This window comes from Micromonospora sp. NPDC047620, assembly GCF_043205005.1.
Classification (GTDB): Bacteria; Actinomycetota; Actinomycetes; order Mycobacteriales; family Micromonosporaceae; genus Micromonospora.
On sequence record NZ_JBIDDG010000190.1, the window covers coordinates 1 to 1067 of the forward strand.

General features: G+C 67.9%; 1 protein-coding gene and 1 pseudogene. Both read left to right on the top strand.

The window, feature by feature from the left end; genetic code table 11:
* Positions 1-681: pseudogene (locus ACGF5C_RS35165) on the top strand (hypothetical protein); the annotation flags it as partial.
* A gap of 6 nt (positions 682-687) precedes the next feature.
* Positions 688-1067: class I SAM-dependent methyltransferase (locus ACGF5C_RS35170; protein WP_393308791.1), on the top strand; the 380-nt coding region annotated here is incomplete at its 3' end.

A 1067-nucleotide genomic window follows, 5' to 3' on the forward strand; every position in this document is an offset into this window, starting at 1 on the left:
GCGTTGACCGACCTCGTCCCGTTCAAGCGCGCTCACCCAGGCGACGACATCACCACACGGCTGATCCAGCATCCCGCCCGGCTCGATGACCGGGAAGTGGCCGCCCAGCTGATGAGCTTCGCCGGAGCGGGCTTGCAAGCGGTGCCCGACCTCGTCTGCAACGCGCTGCGTTTGATGCTCAGCGACGATCGATTCGGCGGCAGCCTGCTCAGCGGCAGCCTGCACACCCGCGACGCCCTCGACGCGGTGCTGTTCAACGACCCGCCGATGGCCAACTTCTGCACCACCTACCCACGCCAGCCGATCCTGGTCGACAACATGTGGCTGCCCGCGATCCAGCCGGTCGTCATCAGCATCGCCGCCTGCAACAACGACCCCGACATCGCCAGCAACGACAGCGATCGGTCGGGCAATCGCTCGCACCTGGCATTCAGCACTGGACCCCACGCCTGCCCGGCCCGAACCGCGGCCTACCTGATCGCGCAGGACGCGATCGACTACCTCCTCGACCTCATCCCCGACATCGCCCTGGCCGTGCCCGCCGACCGGCTCGAGTACCGGCCGGGCGCATTCCACCGCGCACTCACCGCGCTTCCCGTCGTGTTCCCCCGCGCCCAGCGATCAGGCGCACCGACCCCACACCGGACCCATCCCCGACATCACGCACCGACGAAAGGGTGAACACACATGCACACCGGACGCCCCAGCGACACCGCCGCCGCCATCGCGCACATCAGAGCCAAATACGCCAAACTCCATCCAGAGATACTCGCCGATCCGCTCGCCGACCGAATCCTCTGCGAACCGGTCCTCGATCACACGGTCCTCGATCGCGGGCTGGCACCCGACGTAGCGCACCGCCGGGGCCAATACATCCTCGCGCGCTCCCGATTCGCCGACGACCGCCTCGCCGCGGCTGTCGCCAGAGGAGTCGACCAAATCGTCATCCTCGGCGCCGGACTCGACACCACCGCCTACCGCAGCGGCCACGACGTCAGGTTCTTCGAAGTCGACCACCCCGACACCCAGACCTGGAATCAGCGCCTGGTCGCCGAGGCCCCCATTCC